The sequence below is a fragment of the Amaricoccus sp. B4 genome (genome assembly GCF_043226085.1).
Classification (GTDB): domain Bacteria; phylum Pseudomonadota; class Alphaproteobacteria; order Rhodobacterales; family Rhodobacteraceae; genus Amaricoccus.
In genome coordinates this window covers 1,225,399-1,242,584 of the sequence record NZ_CP171225.1, presented here as the reverse complement: position 1 = coordinate 1,242,584, position 17,186 = coordinate 1,225,399, and the positions used below count along the sequence as shown (strand labels likewise).

At 71.9% G+C, this 17,186-nt stretch carries 17 protein-coding genes; 6 read left to right on the top strand and 11 right to left on the bottom strand.

The genetic code is table 11. The annotated features are described in order from the left end of the window. Positions 1-8: 8 nt before the first annotated feature. The 5 genes from ACF66B_RS05945 to ACF66B_RS05925 form a co-directional block, all read right to left on the bottom strand. Positions 9-1,073 carry a lipocalin-like domain-containing protein gene (locus ACF66B_RS05945; protein ID WP_111431649.1) on the bottom strand — a complete coding sequence of 355 codons (1,065 nt, stop codon included), beginning with the start codon at positions 1,071-1,073 and terminating at the stop codon, positions 9-11. After that, positions 1,063-3,501 carry an ABC transporter permease gene (locus ACF66B_RS05940; protein ID WP_111431650.1) on the bottom strand — a complete coding sequence of 813 codons (2,439 nt, stop codon included), beginning with the start codon at positions 3,499-3,501 and terminating at the stop codon, positions 1,063-1,065. The genes ACF66B_RS05945 and ACF66B_RS05940 overlap by 11 nt, the downstream gene beginning before the upstream one ends. Beyond that, positions 3,498-4,151, bottom strand: coding sequence for an ABC transporter ATP-binding protein (locus tag ACF66B_RS05935; RefSeq protein ID WP_111431651.1), 654 nt, complete (start codon positions 4,149-4,151; stop codon positions 3,498-3,500). Before ACF66B_RS05935 ends, ACF66B_RS05940 begins: the two co-directional genes overlap by 4 nt. A gap of 185 nt (positions 4,152-4,336) precedes the next feature. Continuing rightward, positions 4,337-4,570, bottom strand: coding sequence for a DUF465 domain-containing protein (locus tag ACF66B_RS05930; protein ID WP_111431652.1), 234 nt, complete (start codon positions 4,568-4,570; stop codon positions 4,337-4,339). 105 nt (positions 4,571-4,675) lie between these two features. Then, positions 4,676-5,140 carry an Lrp/AsnC family transcriptional regulator gene (locus tag ACF66B_RS05925; RefSeq protein ID WP_111431653.1) on the bottom strand — a complete coding sequence of 155 codons (465 nt, stop codon included), beginning with the start codon at positions 5,138-5,140 and terminating at the stop codon, positions 4,676-4,678. 148 nt (positions 5,141-5,288) lie between these two features. Between ACF66B_RS05925 and putA the strand changes: the two genes are divergently transcribed. After that, positions 5,289-8,924 carry a bifunctional proline dehydrogenase/L-glutamate gamma-semialdehyde dehydrogenase PutA gene (gene putA, locus ACF66B_RS05920; protein ID WP_111431654.1) on the top strand — a complete coding sequence of 1,212 codons (3,636 nt, stop codon included), beginning with the start codon at positions 5,289-5,291 and terminating at the stop codon, positions 8,922-8,924. A gap of 9 nt (positions 8,925-8,933) precedes the next feature. Then, positions 8,934-9,641, top strand: a complete 708-nt coding sequence (locus tag ACF66B_RS05915) for a rhomboid family intramembrane serine protease (RefSeq protein WP_111431655.1) — start codon at positions 8,934-8,936, stop codon at positions 9,639-9,641. Between the two features lie 48 nt (positions 9,642-9,689). On the opposite strand, the gene ACF66B_RS05910 is transcribed toward ACF66B_RS05915, so the two are convergent. Continuing rightward, the gene (locus ACF66B_RS05910) at positions 9,690-10,604 is read right to left on the bottom strand and encodes a LysR family transcriptional regulator (RefSeq protein ID WP_162683425.1); all 915 of its coding nucleotides are present in this window, start codon (positions 10,602-10,604) and stop codon (positions 9,690-9,692) included. 101 nt (positions 10,605-10,705) lie between these two features. Between ACF66B_RS05910 and ACF66B_RS05905 the strand changes: the two genes are divergently transcribed. Together ACF66B_RS05905 and ACF66B_RS05900 are read left to right on the top strand one after the other, a co-directional pair. Further along, positions 10,706-11,026, top strand: coding sequence for a nuclear transport factor 2 family protein (locus tag ACF66B_RS05905; protein WP_111431657.1), 321 nt, complete (start codon positions 10,706-10,708; stop codon positions 11,024-11,026). Beyond that, on the top strand, positions 11,023-11,805 hold the full coding sequence (locus tag ACF66B_RS05900; RefSeq protein WP_392664339.1) for an SDR family oxidoreductase: 783 nt from the start codon (positions 11,023-11,025) through the stop codon (positions 11,803-11,805). The genes ACF66B_RS05905 and ACF66B_RS05900 overlap by 4 nt, the downstream gene beginning before the upstream one ends. 87 nt (positions 11,806-11,892) lie before the next feature. Here the strand turns inward: ACF66B_RS05900 and ACF66B_RS05895 are convergent, their stop codons facing one another. Together ACF66B_RS05895 and ACF66B_RS05890 are read right to left on the bottom strand one after the other, a co-directional pair. Continuing rightward, on the bottom strand, positions 11,893-12,093 hold the full coding sequence (locus tag ACF66B_RS05895; RefSeq protein ID WP_111431658.1) for a Stf0 family sulfotransferase: 201 nt from the start codon (positions 12,091-12,093) through the stop codon (positions 11,893-11,895). Continuing rightward, positions 12,033-12,311 (bottom strand): Stf0 family sulfotransferase, encoded by a 279-nt coding sequence (locus tag ACF66B_RS05890; protein WP_111431716.1) that lies wholly within the window; start codon positions 12,309-12,311, stop codon positions 12,033-12,035. The genes ACF66B_RS05895 and ACF66B_RS05890 overlap by 61 nt, the downstream gene beginning before the upstream one ends. A gap of 127 nt (positions 12,312-12,438) precedes the next feature. On the opposite strand from ACF66B_RS05890, the gene ACF66B_RS05885 reads away from it, so the two are divergent. After that, entirely contained in the window at positions 12,439-12,861 is a 423-nt protein-coding gene (locus tag ACF66B_RS05885; protein WP_111431659.1) for a VOC family protein, read from the top strand. Positions 12,862-12,883: 22 nt separating this feature from the next. Here ACF66B_RS05885 and purD read toward each other — a convergent pair whose 3' ends face one another. Together purD and ACF66B_RS05875 are read right to left on the bottom strand one after the other, a co-directional pair. After that, entirely contained in the window at positions 12,884-14,131 is a 1,248-nt protein-coding gene (gene purD / locus ACF66B_RS05880) for a phosphoribosylamine--glycine ligase (protein WP_111431660.1), read from the bottom strand. A 131-nt stretch (positions 14,132-14,262) separates the two neighbouring features. Further along, positions 14,263-14,694, bottom strand: a complete 432-nt coding sequence (locus tag ACF66B_RS05875; RefSeq protein WP_111431661.1) for a peptidylprolyl isomerase — start codon at positions 14,692-14,694, stop codon at positions 14,263-14,265. A gap of 222 nt (positions 14,695-14,916) precedes the next feature. Between ACF66B_RS05875 and xseA the strand changes: the two genes are divergently transcribed. Continuing rightward, on the top strand, positions 14,917-16,440 hold the full coding sequence (xseA, locus tag ACF66B_RS05870) for an exodeoxyribonuclease VII large subunit (RefSeq protein ID WP_111431662.1): 1,524 nt from the start codon (positions 14,917-14,919) through the stop codon (positions 16,438-16,440). A gap of 156 nt (positions 16,441-16,596) precedes the next feature. Here the strand turns inward: xseA and ACF66B_RS05865 are convergent, their stop codons facing one another. After that, positions 16,597-17,118, bottom strand: a complete 522-nt coding sequence (locus ACF66B_RS05865; protein ID WP_111431663.1) for an isochorismatase family protein — start codon at positions 17,116-17,118, stop codon at positions 16,597-16,599. Positions 17,119-17,186: the final 68 nt, after the last annotated feature.

The window sequence follows — 17,186 nt, the reverse complement described above, 5'->3', positions numbered from 1 at the left end:
TCCCCCTCTTAGTCGTAGCCGGTCATCTCCAGATAGCCCCGTCCCGCATGGCTGCCGGAAAGGCGGATCGGGCCCTCCCAGTAGGCGAAGCTCGTGTCCATCCAGCTATGCGCATTGAGGGGCTCCGTGTCCACCGCGAGCTCGAAGCGCGGCACCTCGAGATGCCAGGCGGTGGGGATCTCGCGGCCCGCAACCTGGCTGTATCCCACGGGGCGCATCGAGATGTCGCCGGGCGCGAGCGGGTGCGGCCTGCTCTCCGCGTCGATCCAGGTGCCGGAGACATGCGCGCTGCCGTCGGCATTGCGCATGGCATAGAGCATCACCCGGGCGCCGCTGTCGAGGGCGAGCGAGAACCAGTCCCAGCCCTCCTGCCCGGCGGCGAGCGGCTGGCTCGACCATTCGCGATCGAGCCAGCCGCGGCCGGTGACCGGGATCCTGCGCCCGTCGATCTCGAGCGTGCCCGCAACGCGGTAGAAGGGCTGGCTGTAGTAGTAGGAGGCCTGGCCGACGTCCGACTTCACCGAAAAGCCGTCCTCGCCCTGCGGCACCGGCGGCGCCTCGGTGACGGCATGGAGGCTGTAGCCGAAATCCGCGCCCTGCGCCGTCACCGTGATGTCGGCGAGCGCATCGCCCGGCGCGGGGGCGGCGGCCATCTCCCAGTCGTCGATCCAGGCGCGGAAGGGGCCGAGCGTCACGCCCGCCTGGCCGATGCCGCCGCGGGCATAGGTCTCGGCGGTGCGGTGGGTGTCCGCGCCGGTGACGGCGGCATGGGCGAGCCAGACCTGCGTGCTCTCCCAGCCGCCGGGATCGGGCCCCGGCGCGAGCGACTGGCGGAAGAGCGTCCATTGCGCGCCCCACTCCCGGCCCTCGGCATCCTCGAGCGTCGCGGTCAGATACCACCACTCGATGCGGAAGGCGGGGTGCGGCCCGTGATCGCGCGGAAAGGCGAGCCGGGCCGGGGCGGTGACGGCGGCATAGCCCTCCGCATCGGTCGCAAGCCCGGCATAGCCCTGCGGCGCGGCGGGTGTTGCGGCGAGCAGGGCAAGGGCCGCGAGCCAGATCCTAGCGCTCATTGCTGAACCTCCGCATCAGCGCCAGCGGCGAGGAACGCGCCAGCCGCCAGGCGGGCCAGAGCGCGGCGAGGGCGGCGGTCGCGAGCGCGAGCCCCATGACGCTCGCCCACTGGCCCGGAAAGATCTCCACCGGCAGCCGCCAGCCGAAGGCGCGCACATTGACGACCGCCGTCAGCATCCAGGCCACCGCTTGGCCCAGCGGCAGCGCGGCAAGCGCCGTCAGCCCGCCGAGCGCCACGATCCGCACCGCCTCGATCCGGGCGAGCGCGGCCGGCGTCAGCCCCGCCGCCCAGACCGGCGCGAGCCGCCCGAGGCGGGCATTGGCAAGCGTCAGCAGGTTCGTCAGGAGCGCCACCCCCGCCACCGCCAGCGTGAGCCCGTTGAGCGCCACGGTGACCGCGAAGGTCTTGTCGAAGATCGCGAGCGAGGCGGCCTTCACCGCCGCCTGATCGTAGGCCTGCTCCGGCCCGAGCCCGAAGGTCCCGCGCAGCGCGGCGAGGATCTCCGGCACCGCGGCGGGATCGGCGCGCGCGCCCACCCGTGTGCGGTCCGCCTCCGCCCAGTGCCGCCCGACCTCTTCGCGCGCGGTGATGATCTGGCCTCCGGGATTGCCGTAATCGGGATGGATGCCCGCGACCGCCACCCGCCAGGGGCCGGCGGGCGTCGGGATGTCGATGGTCTCGCCGAGGCCGATGCCGCCGCGCCGGGCGAGCTGTTCGGAGACGAAGACCGCGCGGCCCGCCGCCACGTCGTCCCAGGCGCCCGGACGCGCTTCGAGAAGCGGCCAGTTCTCCCGGTAGGTCGCGTGAGCGTCATAGCCGTTCACCTCCGCGGGCCGCCCTGCCATCCGGGTCTCGGCCTGCCAGAAGGGCAGCACGGCGGTGACGCCGGGCCGCGCCGCGAGCCAGTCCGCCACCGCCTCGGCCTGCGCACCATCCGCGGCGCGGACATAGATCTCCTGCGCCAGCCGCTGATCGAGATAGCGGGTGAAGGTCTCGCGGAAGCTCCCGACCATGGTGCCGACCCCGAGATTGACCGCGAGCGCAAGCAGCAGCGCCATGAGCGCGAGCGAGAGGCCGGGAAGCTCCTGGCGGCTGTCGGCCCAGGCCCATTGCACCACCGGATGCCGCGCCCGCGCCGCGCCATGCCGCAGGATCGCGCCGAGGAGCGGCGGCAGCGCCAGGGCCGCGGCGAGCAGCAGCCCGGCCATCGCGGCGAAACCCGCCAGAAGCCCCGTGCCGAGGAGGAGGAGCCCGAGCGTGCCGAGCGCGAGGAGGGCGGCGGCGCCAAGCTGGAGCCGGTGCCGCCGCCGCTCCGCGCCGAGCCAGGCCTCCGGCCGCGCTGCGGCCAGCAGCGGCAGGCGCCAGGTCCGCCAGAGGCTTGCCGCCGAGGCGCCGAGCGCGCCGAGGACGCTCATGCCGAGCCCCGCGAGCCACCAGGAGGGCGAAAGGCTCAGGCTTCCCGCCACCTGCGCGCCGTAGAGCCCGCCAAGGCTCGCGGCCACATCCGGCAGCAGCGCCGCGGCGATGACATAGCCCACGACCGTTCCCGCAAGCCCCGCGGCGAGGGCGATGACGACGATCTCGGCGAGGAGCGCCGCGCCGAGCAGACGGGCCGGCACCCCGCAGGCCCGGAGCGTGCGGATCATCGGCCGGCGCTCCTCGAAGGCGAGCCCCGCGGCGGAATAGACGATGAAGAGCCCGACGATATAGCTCAGGAACCCGAAGGCGGTGAGGTTGAGATGAAAGCTCTCGGTCAGCCGCTCGGTCTCCGCCGCGCCCTCGCCGGGTGGCTCGACGCGCAGATGCCCCGCCAGATCCGGCGGCAGGCGCCGCCCGGCCGCCTCCGGCGCGAGCGTGAGGCGCGAGAGCGCGCCCTCCGTGCCGAGGAGCGCCTCCGCCGCGCCGATATCGACGAGCAGCGTGCCGGGGGGGAGTGTCGCCGAAACCTCGAGCGGCGGCAGCCCCTCGACACCCTCGAGCCGCGCGACCGTGCTCGCGGCGGCCAGAGCGCGCCAGGGCGGGCGCACGAAGGCCACGAAGTTCTCCGCGCCCTCGAACCCGCCGTCCGTGCCCGCGCTGGCCTGCCGGGGCAGGGTGAGCGGGTCGATCCCGACGATGCGGAGCCGCAGGTCGCCCCGCCGCCAGCTGCCCTCGAGCACCGGCGAGACATCCCAGCCCGCCCGGCGCAACGCGACGTAATCCGCGCGCGGGAAAAGCCCGCCGTCCTGCGCCCGGACCGCCGCCAGCCGGTCGGCGGCGAGCATCGCCCCGGCCTCGGCATAGCTCGCGCGCGCCTCCGCGTTCAGCGCCTGCACCCCGCTCCAGAGCGCGGTCGCCACCGCAAGCCCCACGAAAAGTGCCGCAAGCTCGAGCCGGTGCCGCCGCCAGTGCCCCGCCAGCGCGCCGAGAACCAGAAGCCCCGTCACGCCGCCCGCCCGTGGCGCAGCACCAGATGCCGGTCGAGCAGGGCGGCGAGCCGCGTCTCGTGCGTCACCATCAGGAGCGCGGCACCGCTGGCCGCAACGCAGTCGAGCAGCAGCGCCACCACCCGCTCGCTCGTCTCCTCGTCCAGATTGCCGGTGGGCTCGTCGGCCAGGATCAGCCCCGGCCGGGCCCCGAGCGCGCGGCCGATCGCCACCCGCTGCTGCTGCCCGCCCGAGAGCTGTTCGGGATAGCGCGAAAGCAGCGCCCCGAGCCCCAGCCGCTCGACGAGCTCCGCCTGCCAGGCCGGGTCGTGCCGCCCGGCAAGGCGGGCCTGAAAGGCAAGATTGGCCGCGACATCGAGGCTCGGGATGAGGTTGAACTGCTGGAAGACCAGCCCGATCGTCTCGCGCCGCAACCGGGCCCGCGCGGCGTCGCCCGCGCCGGTAACCTCGGCGCCGCCCACCCGGATCGCGCCGCCATCGGCGCTGTCGAGACCTGCAACCAGATGGAGCAGCGTGCTCTTGCCCGAGCCCGATTCCCCGGTCAGCGCCAGCGAGCGCCCGGCCTCGAGCCTGAGCGAGACGCCGCGCAGCACCGGAAGGGAGCCCCCCGGTGCCGGATAGGATTTCGAGACATCGATGACTTCCAGCATGCGCCGCCCTGCCTGGTCCGGCTCCACATCTAGAGCAAAACCGCTGCGCGAAAAATCACGGTCGCATCAGGTGGTTTGTCGCGAAACGGCCGCTGGAGGCTGACCCGCGTCGCACCGCTCCCGCCGGGCCAAGGCCGCCGCCGGTGAGGGGGCGCCTCCGGGCGCCGCCCAAGGCTGCGGCCGGATCAGGCGAGCATGCGCGCGATCTGGTCCTTGAGCGCGAGCCGCGTCTTGCGCAGCTCGGTCTCGTGCAGGTCGTCCGTCGGCCTGAGATTGGTCTCCGCGCGATGGATCGCGAGGTTCACCTCGTCGTAGTCTCCCATGAGCTTGCGGAAATGCGCGTCCTGCGCCTTGAGCTGCTGGATCCGGTCGGTCTTGTCCGGAAATTCCTCGGCGATCTCGTGCGGTGCGTGGGACATTGTTTCCTCCTTGCTCCTTCTCGTCAGCCCCGAGGTTAGCGGTGTGCGCCGCGCCCTCCTTGATGCAGGTCAAGTTAACCTTCTGCCGCGTCGCGAAAATCCGCGTCACTCCTCCGTCACGACGCCCATGGCGACGAAGGTGGAGGTGTGGGAGACATGCGGCAGCGCCGAGAGCTTCTCGCCCAGCACCTCGCGGAAGGCGGCGATGTCGCGGGTCCGGACCTTCACGAGATAGTCGAAGGAGCTCGCGATCATGTGGCACTGCTCGACCTCCGGGATCTGGCGCACCGCACGGTCGAAGGCTGCGAGCGCGGCGAGCTTGGTGTCCGTGAGGCTCACCTGCACGAAAGCGATATGGCCGCGTCCAAGCCTTGCATGATCGAGCACGGGCCGGTACCCCTTGATGATGCCGGTTTCCTCGAGACGGCGGAGCCGCGCGGCGCAAGGCGTCTTGGAGAGCCCCACGCGCTCGCTGAGCTCGGTGACAGTCATGCGGGCGTTCTCGCTCAGCGCCTCGATGATCGCATGGTCGATTCTGTCAAGATTCACCTCTTGAGGCGCCGATGACATGCCAAATCTCCATCCTGACCCACAAGATCGGAGGATAATGCCGCGAAAATGACATGAACAGCGAAATTCGCCGTGACGTTTGCGCTAGCTTTCACCGCGTGACGAGCCCCGCCTGACGAACCCGCCGCATCCAGCCCGAGAGCCCCAGATGACCCTGACAGACGACGCCCCCGCCGTGACTGCCCCCGACGTCCGCGCCGCCATCCGCGCCGCAACCTTCACCGATGAAGCCGCACTCGTGGAGCGCCTGATGGCACAGACGCGCCTCGATCCCTCGGCGCGCAAGGCGATCGTCAGCGAAGCTGCGGGTCTCGTCGAGAAGGTCCGCGCCAGCTCGTCGCCGACGATGATGGAGGCCTTCCTCGCCGAATACGGCCTCTCGACCGACGAGGGCGTCGGCCTCATGTGCCTCGCCGAGGCGCTGCTGCGCGTGCCCGATGCCGAGACCATCGACGAGCTCATCGCCGACAAGATCGAGCCCTCGAACTGGGGCCTGCACCTCGGCAAGTCCTCCTCCTCGCTGGTCAATGCCGCGACCTGGGGCCTCATGCTCACCGGCCGTGTGCTCGATGACGACCCGAGCCGTCCGGCGGCGGCCCTGCGCGGCATGATCCGCCGCCTCGGCGAGCCGGTGGTGCGCACGGCCGTCGGCCAGGCGATGAAGCTCATGGGCCGCCAGTTCGTGCTCGGCCAGTCGATGGCCGATGCGATGGAGCGTGCCGCGGGCATGGAGGCCAAGGGCTACACCTATTCCTACGACATGCTGGGCGAGGCGGCCCGCACCGATGCGGACGCGCTGCGCTACACCGAGGCCTATGCCCAGGCGATCGCCGCGATCGCTAGGCGCGCCACCGGCGATGTGCGCACCAGCCCCGGCATCTCGGTCAAGCTCTCCGCGCTCCACCCGCGCTACGAATGGACCCACCGCGAAACGGTGATGGCCGAGCTGCTGCCGCGCGCCCGCGAGCTCGCCCGCGCCGCCGCCCGCGCCGGCATCGGCTTCAACATCGACGCCGAGGAGGCCGACCGGCTCGACATCTCGCTCGACGTGATCGAGGCGCTGCTCTCCGATCCGGCGCTGGCCGGCTGGGACGGCTTCGGCGTCGTGGTGCAGGCCTTCGGCCGCCGCGCCGGCGCCGTGCTCGACTGGCTCCATGCGCTCGCAACCCGGCTCGACCGCCGCATCATGGTCCGGCTCGTGAAGGGCGCCTACTGGGATACCGAGATCAAGCGCGCGCAGGAAATGGGCCTGCCGGGCTTCCCGGTCTTCACCCGCAAGGCCAATACCGACGTGAGCTATCTCGCCAACGCCCGCAAGCTCCTCGACATGCGCGACCGGATCTATCCGCAGTTCGCCACGCACAACGCCCATTCCGTCGCCGCGATCCGTCAGATGGCGGGCGACGACGTCGCCTCCTACGAGTTCCAGCGCCTGCACGGCATGGGCGAGGCGCTGCATGACACCTTCCGCGCCTCCGCCGGCACCGCCTGCCGCATCTATGCCCCGGTCGGCGCGCACAAGGATCTGCTGGCCTATCTCGTCCGCCGTCTGCTCGAGAACGGCGCCAACTCCTCCTTCGTGAACCAGATCGTCGACAAGTCCCTCGCCGCCGAAACCGTCGCCGCCGATCCGATGGCCGAGGTCGAGGCGCTGGGCGGCGATGTCGCCAACCCCGCCATCACGCTGCCCGCCGATGTCTTCGCCCCGCGCCGGAACGCGCGCGGCTGGAACGTCAACGAGCCCGCCTCGATCGAGGCGGTGATCGAGCGCCGCGCCCACTGGAAGACCAAGCGCTGGGCGGCCGGCCCGATGATCGCCGGGCATGACGTCAATGGCGGCGGCAGCATCGAGGTGGCCAACCCCGGCCGGCTCTCCGACATCGTCGGCACCGTGCGCGAGGCGACCCGCGAGGATGTCGCCGCGGCGCTCTCCGCCGCGCCCGGCGGCTTCGCCGACTGGTCCGCCCGCCCGGCCGCCGAGCGCGCCGAAATCCTGCGCACCATCGCCCGTCTCTACGAGGAGAACGGCGCCGAGCTCATGGCGCTCGCCACCCGCGAGGCCGGCAAGACGCTCGCCGATTCCATCGCAGAGCTGCGCGAGGCGGTCGACTTCCTGCGCTACTACGCCGATGGCGCGGAGACCCTGGTGGGAACCCCGCGCGGCGTGATGGTCTGCATCTCGCCCTGGAACTTCCCGCTCGCGATCTTCACCGGCCAGGTCGCGGCCTGCCTTGCCGCGGGCAACGCCGTGATCGCGAAACCGGCCGAACAGACCCCGCTCATCGCCGCGCGCGCCGTCGATATCTTCCGCGAGGCGGGCGTGCCCGAGGCCGCGCTCCAGTTCCTGCCGGGCGACGGCGCCGCGGTCGGCGCGCCGCTCACCGAGGCTTCGGGCCTTGCGGGCGTCTGCTTCACCGGCTCGACCGAGGTCGCCCAGATCATCAACCGCGCGCTGGCGAAGGGGGCATCGCCCGATGCCGTGCTGATCGCCGAAACCGGCGGCATCAATGCGATGATCGCGGATTCCACCGCGCTCACCGAGCAGGTCGTGCGCGACGTGCTCGCCTCCGCCTTCCAGTCCGCGGGCCAGCGCTGCTCGGCGCTCCGCGTGCTCTACGTGCAGGACGAGGCCTACGAGCGGATCCGGCACATGCTCTTCGGGGCGATGGAAGCGCTGGTGATCGGCGATCCCTGGGACGGCGCCACCGATGTCGGCCCGGTGATCGACGCCGAGGCGCAGTCGGGCATTGCCTCCTATCTCGCCGACCTGCCCTCGGGCAGCGTGCTCAAGACCCTGCCGCTGCCGCGCGGCGGCCGCTTCGTCTCGCCCGCCGTCGTCGAGGTGAGCGGCATCGCCGCCATCGAGCGCGAGGTCTTCGGCCCGGTGCTGCATCTCGCCCGCTTCAAGGCCCGCGATCTCGACAAGGTCGTCGCGGCGATCAACGCCCGCGGCTTCGGCCTCACCTTCGGCCTCCACAGCCGCATCGACGACCGCGTCGAGCGCATCACCTCGCAGCTCCATGTCGGCAACGCCTATGTGAACCGCAACCAGATCGGCGCCATCGTGGGCTCGCAGCCCTTCGGCGGCGAGGGGCTGTCGGGCACCGGGCCCAAGGCGGGCGGCCCGCACTACCTCGCCCGGCTGGTGAAGCCGCTCACCGCCGCGCCGGAAGGCGCCGAGCCCTCGGGCCGCGTGGTGCCGGAGGCCGAGATCGCCGAGGCCTTCGCGAAGCTCCGGGCCGTCGAGACCCCCGCCCGCGTGCTCGAGGCCGCCCTTCCCGGCGCCACCGGCCTCGTGGCCGAGGCGCTCGCCGCGGTGCGCGCCCATCCCGCAACGGTGCGCGAACTGCCGGGGCCCACGGGCGAGAGCAACCTGCTGAGCAACCACCCCCGCGGCGCCGTGCTCTGCCTCGGCGCAACGCCCGAGCTGCTGCTCGCGCAGGCGGTGCAGGCGCTCGCGGCCGGCAACACCGTGGTCGCCGTCGCCCCCGGCGCAACCGCGACGCTCGCGCCCTTCGCCCGCACCGGCCTGCCGGTGGCGGCCCTCGACGGTCAGGTCGCGCCCGCGACGCTCACCCGCCTCAACCCGCTCGCGATGGTCTCGGCCTCCGGTCCCGGCGACTGGCTCTCCGAGCTGCGCGTGGCGCTTGCCGCCAGAAAAGGCGCAATCCTTCCCCTCGAGATTGCGCCCGTCGCCCCGGAACGCTACATGCTGGAGCGACATCTCTGCATCGACACCACCGCCGCGGGAGGCAATGCCAACCTCCTTGCCGCCAGCGCCTGAGAAGGTTTCTTGACACAGCGAGTTCCGGGCCAGGGGCCCTATACGCCACTTCCCCGGAGCCTCGTCGTCCTCGCGGCGGTGATCGCGCTCATCGAGATCCTCCTGTCCCTCTCGGACCGGGGGATCCTCCTGCCTCCGGGCCTGCGGATGCAGGCCTTCACCTATGGCGCGTTCTGGACCGGGCTGCTCCACGGCACCTACGCCCCGGCCTTCGGCGGCCAGTCGCTGACGATGTTCGTCACCCACGCCTTCCTCCACGGCGGCTTCCTGCACATGGTGATGAACCTCGCGATCCTGCTCGCCATGGGCCGCTTCGTCGAGGGCGCCTACGGGCCCCGGATCATCCTGCCGCTCTTCGTCGCGGGCGCGATCGGCGGCGGCGCGGCCTACGGGCTGCTCACCACCGGGCCCTATCCGATGGTCGGCGCCTCGGGCGCGGTCTTCGCCTTCCTCGGCCTCTGGATCGTCTGGGACTGGCGGCGCCACCGGCGCGCCGGGCTCTCCACCCGGCCGATCACCTCGCGCGTGCTCGTGCTGGCGGGCCTCAACGTGGTGTTCTTCTTCGGCCTCGGCGGCATGCTCGCCTGGCAGAGCCACCTCGGCGGCTTCATCGTCGGCACCCTCGCGGGCTGGTTCCTCGAACGCCGCCTCGATGCCCGCCGCCCCCCGATGCCGCCCTTCAGCCGCCCCCGCCAGGCCCCGCGCGACGGCGAGTAGCCCCGCCGCCTCCGTTCCGCGCCCGGCGGGTCGTCCCGGTGTCGTCCGTTATCGCATTCCGTCTTGTTTCGCCTGCCGCGCCGCGGCCTCGCGGACCATGGAAAGAAAGGCGCTGAACCCCGCGGAGGGGTTTCGCCGGCCGGGGTAATAGAGGCTGAAACCGGGGCGGGGCGGCGTCCAGTCCTCCAGCAGGCGGACCATTCGGCCGGCGGCGATATCCTCGGCAACGTCCTGTTCGATGAAGAAGCCGATGCCGGCGCCGTCGAGGACGGCGGCGCGCGCGATGGCGGCCTCGTCCAGCGTCAGGCGGCCCCTGGCCTCGATCTGGACGGTCTCGCCGTCGCGTTCGAAATGCCAGCGAAACAGCGCGCCGTTGGGCAGGCGGACGCGAAGGCACGCCTCCAGGGGAAGGTCGGCCGGGGTGCGCGGCCGGGGATGGGCCGCGATCCAGCCCGGCGCGGCCACGACGGCATGGCGCTGCGGCCTGCCCAGCGGGAGGGCGATCATGTCGCGCGGCACCAGATCGGCGGGCCGGATCCCGAGGTCGAACCCCTCGGCCACGATGTCGACCAGCCGTCCCTCGGTGACCAGATCGATCCGCATGTCGGGGAAGCGGCGCAGGAAATCCAGCACGAGCGGGGCAATCGCGCGCCCCGCCTGCACCGAGGCGTTGATCCGCAGCAGGCCCGAGGGCGTGCTGCGCTGGGAGTGCGCGGTCTCCATCGCCATGCGGATCTCGGACACCGCCGGGCCGATGCGTTCGACGAACGTGCGGCCGGCATCGCTCAGCGAGACGCTGCGCGTCGTGCGGTTGAAGAGCCGCACGCCGAGATCGGCCTCCAGACGCGCGACGGCATGTGAGAGCGCCGTGGTCGACATGCCGAGATCGAGCGCCGCCGCCCGGAACGATCCGAGCCGCGCAACGGCCAACACGGCCTCAAACCTCTTCAGCTCGGCGTCCATTATCCCGATCTTGTCATCACCAGATGCCGATTTATCCCGATTATCTGCACGGCCGTCCAGCCTTACGTTGTCCCTGAACCCGCAGCGAAAGGATCAGCGCCATGCATCTCCCGTCTCCAATCCACACCTATTTCACCGCCCGCGCGCCGCAGGACCGCGCCGCGTTTGCCGCAGCCTTCGCCGACGATGCCATTGTCCGCGACGAGGCCCGCACCCACCGTGGCCCGCAGGCGATCAGCGACTGGTGGCTCGCGGCAAAGGCGAAGTATCACCATCACGCGGAGCCGATGGACACCACCGAGGTGGCCGGAAAGACCCGGGTCCGGGCGAAGGTGACCGGCGATTTCCCCGGAAGCCCGGCGCTCCTGACCTTCACCTTCGGATTGAACGGCGACCGCATCTCCGACCTGGAGATCGGATGATGCCGGATTTCATGACGCTGGAGGGCAAGCGCGCGCTGATCACCGGCGGAACGCAGGGCGCGGGCGCGGCGACCGTGGCGCTGTTCCGCACGCTGGGGGCAGAGGTCATGACGACGGCGCGCACGCGGCCTGCCGACCTGCCGGAGGATCGCTTCGTTGCCGCCGACCTGACCACGCCGGAGGGCTGCGAAACCGTGGCCACGGCGGTGCAGAGCCGGATGGGTGGCGCCGACATCGTCGTTCACATGCTGGGGGGCTCCTCGGCCCCCGGCGGCGGCTTCGCAGCCCTGGGCGAGGCGGAATGGCAAGCCGAACTGGCGCTGAACCTCCTGCCGGCCGTGCGCCTTGATCGCGCCCTCGTGCCGGGCCTGATCGCACAGGGCGCCGGGGTGGTGATCCACGTCACCTCGATCCAGCGCCTGCTGCCGCTGCCCGAGGCGACCACCGCCTATGCCGCCGCCAAGGCCGCGCTCTCGGTCTACAGCAAGAGCCTCTCCCGGGAGGTCTCGCCGAAGGGCGTCCGCGTGGTCCGCGTCGCCCCCGGCTGGATCGAGACCGAGGCCTCGATCCGCTTCGTCGAACGCGTGGCCGCGGACGCGGGCACCGACCTCGACGGAGGGCGCCGCCTCATCATGCAGAGCCTCGGTGGCATCCCGATCGGGCGCCCGTCGACACCCGGCGAAATCGCGAACCTGATCGCATTCCTAGCCTCGGACCGCGCGGCCTCCATCACCGGCACCGAATACGTCATCGATGGCGGCACGGTGCCGACCGCGTAGGCCCTCGGTGCGCGGGAACGCCGCGCCACCGGAGCCGCGCTACGGCGGAGCCAGCCGAACGCAGGCTTTCCGGTCGTGTCCGGTCCGTCACGCCCCGGCCCCTCGCGCTCGAACCGGCAGCGCGACCGACCGGGCGCGCTCGGGGTCGAGGTCCAGCGCCGAGAGCACCTGCGCCAGAACCCGTTTCGGGTCTTCCGACAGCGCCTCACAGGTGAGGCGCAGGGGCGTCAGCCCCTCCGCCTGAAACCACCGCTCCCAGGCCGCATCGAGGGCCTCCTGCGCTGCCATGTGGCGGCGTCGAAGACGGCGCGAACGGCGTCCCCCTCCGAAGCGTGATCCGTCCGTTTCAGGGCGTAGCCGTTCAGCCAGCCCTTGAGCGACGGTTCGTGAAAATGCGAATCCGGATTGCCCGCACCATCTGTCGCGGCCAGCAACCCGCAGAGCAGCGTGCTGCCGCTGCGCGGGACGGTGCAGATCCTGCAGGATCGAAACGGCTTGCGCGTCATGCCCCGTTGGCCCATGCAGTTCGGCCGTTCCATGGCAGCCTTCCAAGGCGGCGCACCCCGGTTGATCCCGCGGGCGGCGGAATGCCAGACTGCCCGGCGCCAGATGACTTGAAGAAAGGGGAAACCCATGACCGGCACGACACCCGTGCGGATCCTCGAGACCGCGGTCTATGTCGATGATCTCGACGCCGCCGAAAGCTTCTACGGCGGCCTGCTCGGCCTCGAGAAGGTCGGCCGCGTTGGCAACCGCCACATCTTCTACCGCTGCGGGCCGGGCATGCTCCTCGTCTTCAACCCGGAGGAAACCCGCGGGCCGGCCGGCAATCCCGAGCTCCCCGTCCCGCCCCATGGCACCGTCGGCGAGGGCCACATGTGCTTCGCCGCCGACGCCGCCCGCCTCGAGGCGCTGGCCGGGCTCTTCACCGGCGCGGGCATCGCCATCGAGGCCGACTTCCGGTGGCCCAATGGCGCCCGCTCGGTCTATGTCCGCGATCCGGCGGGCAATTCCATCGAGTTCGCCGAACCGGGCCTCTGGGAGTTCGAGAGCTGAGGCCGGGCGCGGGCGGCGCGGCTCAGAGCGCGCGCCAGCCGATGTCCCGGCGCAGGAAGCCGCCCGGCCAGTCGATCCGGTCGGCCGCCTCATAGGCGAGATCGCGCGCCTCGCGCAGCGTCGCGGCGCGCGCGGTCACGTTGAGCACCCGCCCGCCGTTCGAGACGATGCCACCTTCCGCGGCCTTCGTGCCGGCATGGAAGATCTTCAGCCGCGGATCGTCGATGACCGGCAGGCCGATCGGCTCGCCCTTGGCATAGCTGCCGGGATAGCCCTGCGCCGCCATCACCACGGTGATCGCGTGATCCTCGGCAAAGGTCACCTTCGCCTGGCTGAAATCGCCCTCGGCGCAGGCCAGACAGATGTCGAGAAGCTGCCCGCCGAGCCGCATCGCCAGCACCTGCGCTTCCGGATCGCCGAGCCTCACATTGTATTCCACCAGCCGCGGCGCGCCCGCCTCGATCATCAGCCCGACATAGAGCACCCCCTGGAAGGGCGTGCCGCGCCGCGCCATCTCCGCAAGCGTCGGGCGCACGATCTCGGCCAGCGCCCGCTCCGTCACCTCCGGCGTCATCACCGGGGCAGGGGAATAGGCCCCCATCCCGCCGGTATTCGGGCCGGTGTCGCCATCAAAGGCGCGCTTGTGATCCTGAGCGGTGCCGAGGGTGACGAATTCCTCGCCATTGGCAAGCACGAAGAGGCTCGCCTCCTCGCCGGTCATGAACTCCTCGATCACCACGCGCGCGCCCGCGCCCTCGTCGAAGATCGCCTCGAGCGCCGCCTCGGCCGCCTCGAGGGTCTCGGCCACCGTCACACCCTTGCCCGCCGCAAGCCCGTCGGCCTTCACCACGATCGGCGCGCCCTCGGTCCGCACATAGGCCCGCGCGGCCTCGGGGTCGGTGAAGGTCTGGCTCGCCGCCGTCGGCGCGCCGCAGGCCTCGCAGATCTCCTTGGTGAAGGCCTTGGAGGCCTCGAGCTGCGCCGCCGCGCGCCCCGGCCCGAGCGTCAGCATGCCGCCCGCGCGCAGCGCATCGGCCACGCCCTCGGCCAGCGGCGCCTCGGGGCCGATCATCACGAAGCCCACATCGTTCTCGCGGCAGAAGGCGAGGATCCTCTCGCCGCTCAGCACGTCGAGCGAGAGCGTCTCGACATCCTCCGCGATCCCGGCATTGCCGGGGGCGCAGAACACCCGCTCCGCCTTCGGGTTCTGGGCAAAGGCCCAGGCTATGGCGTGCTCGCGTCCGCCGCCGCCGAGGATGAGGATGTTCATTGCTGTCGTCTTTCCGCCTTGGACTCGCCCGCGGCGGGTTCTAGTTCAATCGCGCCCGGGATTGAAATGCAAAGTGACGCCGGCGGCGGGGCGCGGCGAACGCCAGTTGCGCGCGCGCGCCCCGCCCGCCCTCAGGCGATCTCGACGAGGGTGACGTCGAAGGTCAGCGTCTTTCCGGCAAGCGGATGGTTCGCATCGAGCTCGACATGGGTGTCGGTCCGGTCGCTCACCACGACGCCGATGGTCTGGCCGTCCTGGGTCTGCACGCTCAGCGGCGTGCCGGGCTCGGTCGGGATGTCGTCGGGGATCGTCTCGCGCGCGACACTCTGGATCCGCGCCAGATCGCGCGGCCCGTAGGCGTCCTCCGGCGGGATGGTGACCTCGCGCGTCTCGCCCACTTCCATGCCGACGACGCCGCGGTCGAGCCCCGGGATGATCTGGCCGCTCCCGATGGTGAACTCGAGCGGATCCCGTCCTTCGGACTTGTCGAAGACGGTGCCGTCATCCAGTCGGCCCGTATAATGAATACGCAGTGTGTCTCCGGCCTTGGCGCCTTGGGTCATGCTGTCATCCTGTAAGGTTGGTTGGTTTTCCGGGGCCGCCGCACCGCGGGTACCCGAAGCATCGGCCGAGACGCGGATCGCAACGGCCGGGAGATGCGGCGTACCGCTCACCCGAGGCTAGCAGACTCCCGCCCGCATCGCAAATCGCGCCGCCCGCCGCATCTTGGCCCCCGCCGCCCGGGGCTCTATGGTGGCGCGCGCCGGAGCGCAGGCGAGAGGATCATGGAACTCTTCGAGGACAGCGAGACGGGCAGCAACGCCCCCGAATTCACCGTCTCCGAGCTTTCGGGCGCGATCAAGCGGGTGATCGAGGGCGAATTTGCCCATGTCCGGGTGCGCGGCGAGGTCGGCCGGGTCTCGCGCCCCGCCTCGGGCCACATCTATCTCGATCTCAAGGACGACCGCGCCGTGCTGGCGGGCGTGATCTGGAAGGGTGCTGCGCGCAGCCTCGAGATCCGCCCCGAGGAGGGCATGGAGGTGATCGCCACCGGCCGGCTCACCACCTTCCCGGGCAGCTCGCGCTACCAGATCATCATCGAGTCCATCGCACCCGCCGGCATGGGCGCGCTGATGGCCATGCTCGAGAAGCGCAAGGCCGCGCTCGCCGCCGAAGGGCTCTTCGCGCCCGAGCGCAAGCGCCCGCTGCCATTCCTGCCCGAGGTGATCGGCGTCGTCACCTCGCCCTCGGGCGCCGTGATCCGCGACATCCTCCACCGCCTCGCCGACCGCTTCCCGCGCCGCGTGCTGCTCTGGCCGGTGCCGGTGCAGGGCGAGAAATGCGCCGCCTCCGTCGCCGCCGCGATCCGCGGCTTCAACGCGCTTCCCGCGGGCGGCGCGCTGCCCCGGCCCGATGTGCTGATCGTCGCGCGTGGCGGCGGCAGCGTCGAGGATCTCTGGGGCTTCAACGAGGAGATCGTCGTGCGCGCCGCGGCCGAGAGCGCCATCCCGCTCATCTCCGCCGTCGGCCACGAAACCGACACCACGCTGATCGACCTCGCCGCCGACCGCCGCGCGCCGACGCCCACCGCCGCCGCCGAGATCGCCGTGCCGGTCCGCCTCGAGCTTCTGGCCGCCGTCGCGGGCCTCGAGGAGCGGCGGCGCGCGGCGCTCGCCCGCGGCCTCGACCTGCGCCGCCAGCGGCTGCGCGATCTGGCCCGCGCCCTGCCGCGCCCCGAGGCGCTGGTGGCCGAACGCGCCCAGCGCCTCGACGGGCTCGGCCTGCGCCTGCCGCGCGCGCTGGTGGCCTTCACCCGCGACCGCCACCTCGAGCTCAGCCGCGGCGCCGCGGGCCGCTTCGGGCCGGCGCTCCTCGCCCGGAGCCTCGAGCGCCGCCGCGAACAGCTCCTGCGCGCGGGCCTCGGCCTCCGCCCGCAGACGATGGCGCTGCCGATCCGCCACCGGGGCGAACGGCTCGCCGCGCTGGGCGACCGCCTCGCCCGCGCCGGCGCCCAGCGCCTCCAGGCCGGCCGCGGCCGCTTCGAGATCCTCGCCCGCACCCTCGGAAGCCTCGGCCCCGAGGCCGTGCTCGCCCGCGGCTTTGCCATCGTGCGCGACGGGGCAGGGGCGGTGCTCCAGCGCGCCGAACGCGCCCGCGCCGCCACCAGCCTCGAGATCGAATTCGCCGACGGCCGCCTCACCGCCACCCCGGCCGACGCCCCGCCGCCGTCAGAGCCGCCCGCGGCCCCGAAAGCCAAACCCCGACGCCCCCGCAAACCCAAGCCCCCCGAACAGGGCTCGCTCTTCTGACCTCTGCCGGTGGCGCGCGCAGGGCCGCGCGAAAAGCCCGGCCCGCCGCTTGGCTTCGGAAGCGCCCGGATCGTCCCGCCCCGCCCCGCGCAGCGCCAGACGGGACGCGTGGCCCCCTCAGGGGCCCGCTTGCGCGAAGCAGACCCCCCGCGGGCCTCAGGCCCCGGCGGCTTCCTCGGCCCAGACCTCGCCCGCCTCGGTGAGGGTGAGCTTCGAGCCCAGCGAGGTCAGCGCAATCCGATGCACCATCTCGGTCGGTGCGGCGCAGAGATCGGCGATCACCCGGACCCGGAACGGCCGCGCATCCTCCGACATCGCGCTGAAGATGATGCAGTTCTGCGTCATCATGCCCGCAACCAGCAGCTCCCGCGTGCCCGCGAGATGGTCGAGCAGCCCCGTGTCCTGAAACGCATCCGCATTGCGCTTGGTGACGACCGGTGCATCGCCCGCCGCCTCGCGGATCGCCGGGCGGATCTCCGCGCCCTCGCTGCCCTCGGCGAGAAAGCCCGAGCCCGCCGGCGTCACATGGCGCACCAGGATCACCCGGTCGCCGCTCCGCCGCGCCGCGCCGATCGCCGCCACGAGACGCGCCTCGGTCTCCTCCGCCTGCCAGAGCGGCAGCGCCCCGCCGGGGAAATAGTCGTTCTGGATGTCGATCACGAGCAGGCAGCGTGCCATGGGTGTTTCTCCTTGCCGTAGTGAAGCTTGTCTTGTCGAGATCCCCTGATAGCCGCCTGCACCCGCAG

Excerpts from the sequence above, each read along its gene's own strand:
- ACF66B_RS05900 (WP_392664339.1), top strand. The coding sequence starts at position 11,023 with ATGATGCCGGATTTCATGACGCTGGAGGGCAAGCGCGCGCTGATCACC.
- ACF66B_RS05885 (WP_111431659.1), top strand. The coding sequence starts at position 12,439 with ATGACCGGCACGACACCCGTGCGGATCCTCGAGACCGCGGTCTATGTC.
- ACF66B_RS05865 (WP_111431663.1), bottom strand. The coding sequence starts at position 17,118 with ATGGCACGCTGCCTGCTCGTGATCGACATCCAGAACGACTATTTCCCC.
- ACF66B_RS05930 (WP_111431652.1), bottom strand. The coding sequence starts at position 4,570 with ATGTCCCACGCACCGCACGAGATCGCCGAGGAATTTCCGGACAAGACC.
- ACF66B_RS05910 (WP_162683425.1), bottom strand. The coding sequence starts at position 10,604 with ATGGACGCCGAGCTGAAGAGGTTTGAGGCCGTGTTGGCCGTTGCGCGG.
- putA (WP_111431654.1), top strand. The coding sequence starts at position 5,289 with ATGACCCTGACAGACGACGCCCCCGCCGTGACTGCCCCCGACGTCCGC.
- purD (WP_111431660.1), bottom strand. The coding sequence starts at position 14,131 with ATGAACATCCTCATCCTCGGCGGCGGCGGACGCGAGCACGCCATAGCC.
- ACF66B_RS05905 (WP_111431657.1), top strand. The coding sequence starts at position 10,706 with ATGCATCTCCCGTCTCCAATCCACACCTATTTCACCGCCCGCGCGCCG.
- ACF66B_RS05895 (WP_111431658.1), bottom strand. The coding sequence starts at position 12,093 with ATGGCAGCGCAGGAGGCCCTCGATGCGGCCTGGGAGCGGTGGTTTCAG.
- ACF66B_RS05945 (WP_111431649.1), bottom strand. The coding sequence starts at position 1,073 with ATGAGCGCTAGGATCTGGCTCGCGGCCCTTGCCCTGCTCGCCGCAACA.
- ACF66B_RS05890 (WP_111431716.1), bottom strand. The coding sequence starts at position 12,311 with ATGACGCGCAAGCCGTTTCGATCCTGCAGGATCTGCACCGTCCCGCGC.
- ACF66B_RS05875 (WP_111431661.1), bottom strand. The coding sequence starts at position 14,694 with ATGACCCAAGGCGCCAAGGCCGGAGACACACTGCGTATTCATTATACG.
- ACF66B_RS05935 (WP_111431651.1), bottom strand. The coding sequence starts at position 4,151 with ATGCTGGAAGTCATCGATGTCTCGAAATCCTATCCGGCACCGGGGGGC.
- ACF66B_RS05925 (WP_111431653.1), bottom strand. The coding sequence starts at position 5,140 with ATGTCATCGGCGCCTCAAGAGGTGAATCTTGACAGAATCGACCATGCG.
- xseA (WP_111431662.1), top strand. The coding sequence starts at position 14,917 with ATGGAACTCTTCGAGGACAGCGAGACGGGCAGCAACGCCCCCGAATTC.